Annotated in this window: 10 protein-coding genes; 5 read left to right on the forward strand and 5 right to left on the reverse strand. The window is 69.2% G+C overall.

Translation table 11 applies throughout. The annotated features are described in order from the left end of the window. Nucleotides 1-15 precede the first annotated feature (15 nt). A complete protein-coding gene (gcvH, locus tag G554_RS0111390; protein WP_027587987.1) occupies nt 16-390 on the reverse strand; it encodes a glycine cleavage system protein GcvH in 375 nt (124 codons plus the stop codon). A gap of 47 nt (nt 391-437) precedes the next feature. Next, nucleotides 438-1,556 (reverse strand): glycine cleavage system aminomethyltransferase GcvT, encoded by a 1,119-nt coding sequence (gene gcvT / locus G554_RS0111395; RefSeq protein WP_027587988.1) that lies wholly within the window; start codon nt 1,554-1,556, stop codon nt 438-440. 256 nt (nt 1,557-1,812) lie between these two features. On the opposite strand from gcvT, the gene G554_RS0111400 reads away from it, so the two are divergent. Then, a complete protein-coding gene (locus G554_RS0111400) occupies nt 1,813-2,229 on the forward strand; it encodes a DUF3040 domain-containing protein (protein ID WP_027587989.1) in 417 nt (138 codons plus the stop codon). A gap of 41 nt (nt 2,230-2,270) precedes the next feature. After that, nucleotides 2,271-2,591 carry an excalibur calcium-binding domain-containing protein gene (locus G554_RS0111405; protein WP_211220468.1) on the forward strand — a complete coding sequence of 107 codons (321 nt, stop codon included), beginning with the start codon at nt 2,271-2,273 and terminating at the stop codon, nt 2,589-2,591. A gap of 4 nt (nt 2,592-2,595) precedes the next feature. On the opposite strand, the gene G554_RS0111410 is transcribed toward G554_RS0111405, so the two are convergent. The 3 genes from G554_RS0111410 to G554_RS0111420 are packed head-to-tail and all read right to left on the reverse strand — an operon-like array spanning nt 2,596 to nt 7,005. Next, a complete protein-coding gene (locus G554_RS0111410) occupies nt 2,596-4,824 on the reverse strand; it encodes a transglutaminase TgpA family protein (protein ID WP_051232962.1) in 2,229 nt (742 codons plus the stop codon). Beyond that, nucleotides 4,821-6,044 carry a DUF58 domain-containing protein gene (locus tag G554_RS16085; protein WP_161626495.1) on the reverse strand — a complete coding sequence of 408 codons (1,224 nt, stop codon included), beginning with the start codon at nt 6,042-6,044 and terminating at the stop codon, nt 4,821-4,823. The genes G554_RS0111410 and G554_RS16085 overlap by 4 nt, the downstream gene beginning before the upstream one ends. A 40-nt stretch (nt 6,045-6,084) precedes the next feature. Then, on the reverse strand, nt 6,085-7,005 hold the full coding sequence (locus G554_RS0111420; protein ID WP_245570042.1) for an AAA family ATPase: 921 nt from the start codon (nt 7,003-7,005) through the stop codon (nt 6,085-6,087). A gap of 218 nt (nt 7,006-7,223) precedes the next feature. Here G554_RS0111420 and mraZ point away from each other — a divergent pair, with 218 nt between their 5' ends. The 3 genes from mraZ to ftsL all read left to right on the forward strand — a co-directional run bounded on the left by mraZ (nt 7,224) and on the right by ftsL (nt 9,285). Continuing rightward, complete coding sequence (gene mraZ, locus G554_RS0111425) at nt 7,224-7,664, forward strand: division/cell wall cluster transcriptional repressor MraZ (RefSeq protein WP_027587993.1); 441 nt, start codon at nt 7,224-7,226, stop codon at nt 7,662-7,664. Between the two features lie 149 nt (nt 7,665-7,813). After that, nucleotides 7,814-8,839 carry a 16S rRNA (cytosine(1402)-N(4))-methyltransferase RsmH gene (rsmH, locus tag G554_RS0111430; protein ID WP_084648501.1) on the forward strand — a complete coding sequence of 342 codons (1,026 nt, stop codon included), beginning with the start codon at nt 7,814-7,816 and terminating at the stop codon, nt 8,837-8,839. Continuing rightward, nucleotides 8,836-9,285 (forward strand): cell division protein FtsL, encoded by a 450-nt coding sequence (gene ftsL / locus G554_RS0111435; RefSeq protein WP_051232964.1) that lies wholly within the window; start codon nt 8,836-8,838, stop codon nt 9,283-9,285. Before rsmH ends, ftsL begins: the two co-directional genes overlap by 4 nt. Nucleotides 9,286-9,301 lie beyond the last annotated feature (16 nt).

The following is a 9,301-nucleotide window of genomic DNA, read 5'->3' on the forward strand; positions in this document are numbered from 1 at the left end:
CGTCGGTCGAGGTGTTCAGTCCTCGATGAGAGCCAGGTACTGCTGGCGGCTGAGCAGACCGGTCGGATCCTGTGCCGGCTTGATCCTGAACAGCCATCCCTGGCCGAAGGGGTCGGTGTTGACCAGCTCCGGGGAGTCCTCCAGCGCCTCATTGATCTCGGTCACCGTGCCGCTCACCGGGCAGAACAGATCAGAGACCGACTTGGTCGACTCGACCTCGCCGGCGACACCGCCGGCCGCCAGCTCCGATCCCACCTCGGGCAGTTGGACGAAGACGACATCGCCCAGTTCCTGGGTGGCGAAGTCGGTGATTCCCACCGTGGCGACTCCTGCGTCATCGGTGGCGAGCCACTCGTGCTCGGCGGTGTAGAGAAGGTCCTCGACGATCATGGTGCGTCTCCTGACGTGGTTGAGGGGTGGGAGCTTGCTGACGGAGCTCAGGATCGAGCGTAGAAGGGCAGTGTCACGACGGTGAACGGCAGGGTGGTGCCCCGGACGTCGACGCCCAGCCGGGTGCCGGGTTCGGCCGATCCGGGTTGGAGATAGGCCATCGCCACCGGGTGGCCGAGGGTGGGGGAGAGCGCCCCCGAGGTGATCTGGCCGACCGGGACCCCGGAGGCGTCGAGCACCCGGTATCCGGCCCTGGCGGCGCGGCGCCCCTCGCCGGCCAGCCCGACCAGCACCGGATCGGCAGAACCGTCGCGACCCTCCAGGGCGGCCCGCCCGACGAAGTCATCGGCTGCGGCGAAGGAGACGACGCGGCCCAGACCCGCCTGGGAGGGCTTGGTGGAGGCCGTCAGCTCATGGCCGTAGAGGGGCATCCCGGCCTCCAACCGCAGGGTGTCACGGCAGGCCAGCCCGCAGGGGGTCAACCGGACGGCGCTGGTCAGGCGCAGCGCCCGCCACAGCCGTGCCGCCGAGCTGGCAGGGATGTAGAGCTCGAAGCCGTCCTCCCCGGTGTAACCGGTCCGGGCGACACCGATCGGCTCCCCCTCGAAGGTCCCGCTGCAGCACCGGTAGTAGCCCAGCGAGGAGATCTCATCGGCGCCGAGGTCGGCGGCAGTCAGGGTCGCTGTGACGACGGCAGCCGCGTCGGGGCCCTGGACCGCGATGAGCGCGGTCTGTGCGGACTCGTCGATCACCTCCGCGTCGAACCCCTGGGCCCGTGCGGTCAGCTCGGCCAGATCGACCGCTGTGTTGGCGGCGTTGACCACCGCCAGGAAATCCCCGCCCGGCAGGTGGTAGACGACCAGGTCGTCGATGATTCCGCCGTCCCGATTGAGCAGCAGGGTGTACCTGGCGCGTCCCGATGGAAGCACCGAGAACCGTCCCGACAGCGCATGATCCAGGGCGGCACCGGCCTGCGGCCCGCGAATCCGGATCTCTCCCATGTGCGACAGATCGAAGATCCCGGCAGTGCTGCGCACCGCCCGGTGCTCGTCGAGCTCCGAGCTGTAGCGCACCGGCATCCGCCAGCCTGCGAAGTCGGTGAAGGTGGCCCCGAGCTCCTCGTGCACCGGCTCCAGCGGTGAGTGCTGACAGTTCTCATCGGTCATGGCTGGGCCCCTCTGGCTCAAGGCGGGTTTCACGAGGAAGTATGGCACTGTTGGCCAGCCGTCATCCCGGTTCTGGTTTATGATGGGAACAGCTGTTGACGGCAATGACGCCGAGCCTGCCGGACGGGGTCTCCCCGGGGAGCCTGATCCGTTTCGTCGCGGACCTTGACCGACCTACACTTGGCCCATACGACAACGTCCGTCAACCCTGGCTTCGCGATGGTGGCCCGGGACAGACTGATGAAGGAGGTGCGACGTGCCACTCTCAGCAGAGGAGCAGCGGCGACTCGCGGAACTCGAGGAGTCACTGTCAGCCGAGGATCCTGGTTTCGCACGCACCTTCTCCCGGAACGCACCGCGGCCGAACAAGGCCGGCGGGAGTCGGCGCCGGCCGACCGTGCGGACGATCTGGTCGGTTCTCGGCATCGTCGCGGGGCTCGTCCTGCTGCTGGTCGGGATGGAGCTCGGTGCGGTCATCAACATCGTCGTGAGCATTCTGGGCTTCGTCGTGATGCTGGTCAGTGCGGTCGCCCTGATGAGCGGGCTGCAGCACCGCGGAACGGTCAAGCCCGATGATCCCGGCAGGCACCGCGCACATCCGGCGGGCACCGGGCGCAGCTTCAGCCAGCGGATGGAGGAGCGCTGGCGTCGCCGCAGCGACGGCCAGAGCTGATCCGAGCCTCCTCGACGGCGAGGATGCGATAGCTTTCGGCCATGACATCCTCCCCGGCCGGTAGCGGCCGCACCATGACATCGGTCCTGATGGCTGCGGTGCTGATCGGCGCCTTCACCGGTATCTCCACCACCTCGGCCTCGGCGGCCGCCAAGGCTCCCTCCTGGACCAAGAACTGCAGCGCGGTCAACAAGAAGTACCCGCACGGCGTCGGCAAGGCGAAGGCCAGGGACAGGGTGCAGGGCAGGACGAAGAAGCGTCCTGTCACCAGCTTCAAGCGCTCCGACGCGCTCTACAGCCAGGCGATGAAGTACAACAAGAGGCTGGACGCCGACAAGGACGGCATAGCCTGCGAGCGGTGATCCCTCACGAGCGCCACAGTGAGGCCGGCAACCAGGTGGCCAACCAGTCGGGCCGAGGGGTGTCCTGACCTGCCAGCGCCGCCCTGATCGTCTCGACGTCACCGACGACGTCCCCGACCTCACCGAGGGTGCGGGCATATCGGGCCCTCTCCTCGGCCATCGAGAGCCTCCGCAGAGCTGCTCTCGCGTCGTCGGGAAGCTCTTGCCCAGCCGCCTCGAACTGACCTCGTGGGCTACCGCCGGGCCACCTCAGGCCATGGTCGGTCCAGGAGTCGTGGATCTCGCGCCAGCTCCCGGCGACCAGCACCGATGGGTCGGTGGCCCGGAGTCGACTCCGCCGTCGAGCCAGCCTCACCAGCATCGGCGTGCAGATCACCGCGACGATGAGCACGGCGATGCCCGCCCAGGTCAGCACGGTGCGCCAAGGGAAGGGGTTGCCGGCGGCCGGCGAGGCCGGCTCCGCCGACACCGAGGAGTTGGTGCTGGGTCGGCTGGTCGAGGGGGCCGCCGAGGCCGAGGGTTCGACGCTGGGCTCGGCCGATGCGCTGGCCGAGGCGGTGGTCTGCTGCTGCGAGTTCGGGTTCTCCACGCTCCACGCCGGGGACTCCGCGACTGCCGCGGTGGGTTCGTAGCGCACCCAGCCGTACCCCTGGAAGTACAGCTCCGGCCAGGCGTGCATATTGGTCCCGCGCACCTGCCAGACGCCGTTCTGCTCAGTCCCGGGCAGGAATCCGATCGAGACCCGCGAGGGAATCCCCTCGATCCGGGCCATCAGGGCCATCGCCGCGGCGAAGTGGATGCAGTAGCCCGAGCGGTTACGGGTGAGGAAGTTCGTCAGCACCTCGAATCCGTCACCGGGGGGTGCCGTGGTGCTGTAGGTGAACCGGCGCGGGTCGCGCAGGTAGTCCTGGATGGCGGTCGCCCGTTGGGTCGGTGTGGTGGCCGAGGCGGTGATCTGGTGGGCGAGATTGATGATCGTCTGGGGCACATCGTCGGGGACCGTGGTGGTGGTCTTGTCGGCCGGGACACCGGCGGCCGACGCCCCGAAGGTGTCCACATCGGGATCGGGCAGCTGCGAGGTCACTGAGTAGGACAGATTCCGGGTGGCGTCATCGCGATCATCGGCGGTGCTGATGATGGTGAGGTTCTGCGGGTCCCAGGACCACTGCCCGCCGGCGGTGGTGGACACCGGGGCGTAGGGGGCCGGCAGGAACTCGGACCCGAAGTCGCGGATGTTGATCTGCACGGTGCGGGTCACGCTGGAGTTGTACAGTCCGGGAACCGCGGTGGGGGCACTGGTGGTGAGGTTGGTGGCGGCCAGGTGCCAGCCGGAGGAGTCGACCCGGGTCAGTGAGGCCAGTCTCAGGTAGTCCCCGGTCCGGCTGCTGGTGCGGTAGGTGAGCAGCACGGCGTCCGACTGGTCGGCCAGGCTCTGCTGCAGATCGATGGTCGGATCGGTGAGCTGCATCGGCCCGGAGCCGCGGGGGCGTGCCGAGTCGATGGACAGGCTGCCGAACCCCGGCAGGGCACTGCCCAGCAGCAGGGCCAGTACCACGATCGGCACCGCCAGCGCCGCACCCAGCCCGGCCAGCGCCCCCGAGGCGTCGCCGGGGCCGCGACTGCTGCCGGTGTCGGCGGCCAGATTGCGGGTCCAACGCCGACTGTTGACCCACTGCTCGGTGACCAGCACCACCAGGTAACCGACGCCGATCAGCGCGAAACTCCACCACGGGGTGCTGCGCTCGGCGGCCAGTGCCGGGATGACATAGATGGTCAGCAATGGGGCGATCACCCACACCGGACTCTCCAGGCTCAGTGCCAGGATGTCGGCCAGGATGGTCACCACACCGATCAGCATCACGGTGAGCCAGCGCACTCCGGCGTGCACCGGCAGCGGAGCCGGCTGGGTCTGCACCACCACCGAGGAGTCCAGGATGAGCTGCCACAACTGAGAGGCCCACGAGCCGTCCAGGCCGAGGCTGCGCGCCGCCGACAGGCCCACTCCCAGACCGACGGCCAGCATCACCAGCAGCTGGACGAGATGGATCACCCAGGGCGCCAGCCGCAACCGTCGCCCACCCACCGACAGGCCCTCGATGACGAGAATGACCAAAGTGGTGATCAGCCAGTAACTGCGGTCGGCGGTCAGCGGGCTGAGGCTCAGGGTGGCCAGGATCACCGCAACGGCCACCGCGACACCCATGGCCAGAGGAGCTCGGGTGGTGGTGCTCATCGCCTCGCTCCGATCCGGTTGAAACGCTGCCAGGCCGATGGCACCGAGTCGCCACCGCGCACCGTGACGACGCGCCAGCCGTGGGCGTGCAGGTGTTCCACGGCCCGGTCGTGCTGGTCGGCCTGCTCGGGAGTGCCGCGGAACCGGCGGGCTGTGAAGGAGTCGGTGTCCAGCACCAGGGCCAGGGACTCCGGGCGGCCGATCCGGGTGGCATCCAGAGCCAGCACATCGGCATCGGTGAGGCGACCGAGGATGGCCACCACGGTCTCAGCACCCTGGGCGCTGGAGCAGGCCCGGGCGGCGTCGGCCAGATCCTGCTGATCACCCATCCGCTGGTCGGTGAGGATCTGGATCGACCTCTCCAGGGCCACCGTGGTGTCGACATCCAGCGAACTCATGGTCATTCCGGTGGCATCGGCCATCCGCACCCGGTAGCCACTGTGGAGCATGTGGGCGCACACCGAGGCGGCTGCCGAGACGGCCCACTCGAAGGAGCTGGCGGGGCCCAGCCCGGCATGCCGTCCGGCGCGTGAGTCCAGCAGCACCGTGATCGCAGGGTCGCTGGCCTGCTCCTCGCGGCGGACCATCAGGTCGCCCTGGTGGGCGGTGGAGCGCCAGTGCACCCGACTCAGGTCGTCGCCGTGGCGGTACTCCCGGATGAGAATGTCGTCCTGGCCCTGGGAGCCGATCTGCTGGGGCGTCGTCTCACCGCTCTGGCCCGCGCCGGAAGCCCGGTTGAAGCCGGCCAGCGGCCAGCTGTGCGGGGTCACCATGACATCGGTGGTGGTGCTGAACTGGTGGTCGGAGACCGCGGTGCCGAAGGGGTCGCAGGCCCGCACCAGCATCGGTCCGATCCGGTAACGGCCGCGGGCCCGGCCTTCCAGGGTGTAGCCGATGGTGCGGCGCCACCGACCCGACAGGCTGTGCACCGCGAACCTCGGCCGCGGGCCCAGGGCCCTGGGCACCGTCTCCTCGAAACGCAGGATTCCGATCGGGAGCCCACCGGTGCGCTCGAGGCTGGTCGAGACCTGCATCCGGTCGCCCAGCGTGCAGCGCGAGGGCCGCACCGTGCGGGTGCAGCTCATTCGCAGCCCGGTGGCGGTGACCAGCACCAGCGCGAGCACCGGAATGAGGACCAGCAGCAGTCCGACCCAGGCCATGTCATGCTCGCCGAAGCCCAGCGCCACGACGGTGAGCACCACCCCGCAGACGAGCAGCACCCGTCCGCGCAGTGTGAGGTGTCGCCAGAGCCGCACCCGGTCAGCCCCGCTCCGGCAGTGGAGCGGCGTCGACGATCTCGGTGACGACATCGGCCATCGCCCTGCCGTCCAGCTGGGCGTGCGCCGAGGGCATCAGGCGGTGAGTCAGTACCGGCACCGCCAGAGCCTGCACGTCGTCGGGGATCACGTAGTCGCGTCCGCTCATGGCGGCCCTCGCCCGGGCCGCCCGCAGCATGTGCAGGGTGGCTCTCGGTGAGGCACCCAGTCTGAGGTCGGGATGGTGCCGGGTGGCCTCGGCGATGTCGAGGATGTAGTCCATGATCGCCGGCGCCGCGTAGACCGAGCGCACCGTGGCGACCAGCGAGCGGATCTCCTCGGCGCTGGCGACCGGTGCCAGATCGTCCAGCGGGTTTCCGGCCCCGTGGTGCTCCAGCATCTCCAGCTCGGCCCCGCGCTCGGGATATCCCATCGTGATCCGGGCCATGAACCGGTCACGCTGGGCCTCGGGCAGGTGGTAGGTGCCCTCCATCTCGATCGGGTTCTGGGTGGCCACCACCATGAAAGGGGCCTCCAGCTCATGAGTGACGCCGTCGGTGGAGACCTGCCGCTCGGCCATCGCCTCGAGCAGCGCTGACTGGGTCTTCGGCGAGGCGCGGTTGATCTCGTCGCCGATGACGATATTGGCGAAGATGCCGCCGGGCTTGAACTCGAACTCACGGGTCTGCTGATTGAACACGCTGACCCCGGTGATGTCGGAGGGCAGCAGGTCCGGGGTGAACTGGATGCGGTGCGAGGTGCAGTCGATGGAGCGGGCGATGGTGCGCGAGAGCATCGTCTTGCCGACCCCCGGGACGTCCTCCAACAGCAGATGGCCCTCGGCGAGGAGCACGATCAGCGCGGTGTCGATGCGGTCGGACTTGCCCTCGATGACGCTGGACACGGTGGCGCGCACGCGGTCCATCACCTCGACGACGTCCTGGACAGACTCGCTCACTTGGGTGTCCTCCTCGGGATCTGCGTGCGGACCCTCCTGCACTGCGCCCCGGCCGATGCTACCGCGGGAGGGGGTGCCGAATCCTTCCCAGGGGCGTCGCGGGTCACCCATCGGGTGGGGCGATGTGGAGTATGGTGGAGCCAAGTGGAGCGAAAGGGCGCTCTTGTGGAGTCGGGAGGTGCCAGGTGTTCCTGGGAACGCACACCCCTCGGCTCGACGAGAAGGGCCGGTTCTTCCTCCCGGCGAGGTTTCGCGACGAGCTGGACGGCGGGCTGGTGATCACCAGAGGGCAGGAGCACTGTCTGGCGATCTACCCGACGGACACCTTCGTGGCGATGACCCAGGAGATCGCCAAGGGCTCGGTGAGTGTGAAGAAGGTGCGTGACTACCAGCGGATGCTGGCGGCCGGCGCCTCCGACACGGTCCCCGACAAGCAGGGCAGGGTGATGATCCCGCCGACGCTGCGGCACTACGCAGGACTGGCCAAGGACATCGTCGTGGTCGGCGCGATCACCCGGGTCGAGGTCTGGGACGCCGCCGAGTGGTCGAGCTACTCCGCCGAGCAGGAATCGGTATTCGCCGAGATGAATGAGGAGGTCTTCACCGACAGCTCGCCTGATCGGTGAGGGATCTCAGCAGTGAGGAACACGCGCGGGGCGAGGCTTCGTCCCGGCGTCGGGTCCCCTGGCACAACTTCCCCTGTGCCAGGTGGCGACGCCGGGCCGGAACCTGATCCCACGACGACAACGAGCACGAGACGCCGGAGAGGGGACCGATGAGCGCCACCGACCGTCCCGCCGACTCCGCTCCTGACACCGGCGAGCCGTCAGAGGTCGGCAGCGACACCCTGCACCTGCCGGTGATGCGCTCCCGGGTGGTCGAGCTGCTGACTCCCGCACTGTCCCCCACTTCCCCCCACCCGGTCTTCCACGTCGACGCCACGGTGGGGATGGGCGGTCACGCCGAGGCGGTCCTGCAGGCCTGCCCGCAGGCCCATCTGATCGGCATCGACCGTGACACCGAGGCGCTGCGGCTGGCCGGACGTCGACTGGCCAGGTTCGGCGACCGTGTCGAGCTGGTGCACGCCGTCCACGACGAGCTCGGCGAGGTGCTCGACGAGCTCGGACATCCCAGGATCGACTCGATCCTGCTGGATCTGGGCCTGTCCTCACTGCAGATCGACCACGCCGATCGTGGTTTCGCCTACGCCACCGACGCACCTCTGGACATGCGGATGGACCAGACCGCCGGCCGCACCGCCGCCGACCTGGTCAACACCGACAGCGCCGCCGAGCTCAGCCGGATCCTGCACCGCTACGGGGAGGAGAAGATGGCCTCCCGGATCGCGGCGGCCATCGTCGAGGCCCGCGAGCAGCGGCCCTTCACCAGTTCGGCCCGGCTGGTCGAGGTGATCACCTCGGCGATCCCGGCCGCGGTGCGCCACCGCAGCCACGGCCATCCCGCCAAGAAGACCTTCCAGGCCCTGCGGATCGCCGTCAACGGCGAGATGGACACCCTGGCCGGTGTTCTTCCGGAGGCCCTGGGCAGGTTGGAGGTGGGTGGCCGGATCGCGGTGCTGGCCTACCACTCACTGGAGGACAGGCCGGTCAAGGAGGCCTTCCGCAGCGCCTGCGCCGACTCCGCCCCGCCCGGCCTGCCGGTGGTCCCCGAGTCGATGACGGCTCGCTTCATCGCCATCACGAAGGGGGCCGAGCGGCCGGACGCCGCCGAACTGGCCGCCAACCCCAGAAGCGCCTCGGCCCGTCTGCGGGTCGTGCAGAGAATCAAGGAGGACGTATGAGCGCCGAGATCGCGAGCCCGGCACCCCGTTGGCGGGCCGCCTCCGCCCGACAACGACGTCGCCCCCTGCTGGCGGCGCTGCCCAGGGCCACCAGTCAGATGAGCGGGCTGGCCTTCGCCGTCGTCGTGCTGCTGGTGCTCGCCCTGGGCCTGGTCGCGGCGCTGGTGCTCAACACCACCCTGCAGAGCCAGTCGGCGGCCATCACCGAGAAGAAGGCGGCGGTCGACTCGCTGTCACACCAGCAGGCGGCGCTGGCCAGCAAGGTCGACGTCAAGCGCTCCCCGACCCAGCTCCAGGCTGCCGCGGTCAAACTCGGAATGGTGCCCGATCTCAACCCGGCATTCATCGACCTGCGGACCGGAAAGGTGATCGGCACGCCGCACAGGACCACCGGCGATGAGCTCAAGAGCATCGTCGACGCCCCGGTATCGGCGGGCCATCGATGACCGCGAAGCGGCCCGG

The sequence above is a fragment of the Acidipropionibacterium thoenii DSM 20276 genome, from assembly GCF_000423445.1.
In the GTDB taxonomy this organism is placed as follows: Bacteria; Actinomycetota; Actinomycetes; order Propionibacteriales; family Propionibacteriaceae; genus Acidipropionibacterium; species Acidipropionibacterium thoenii.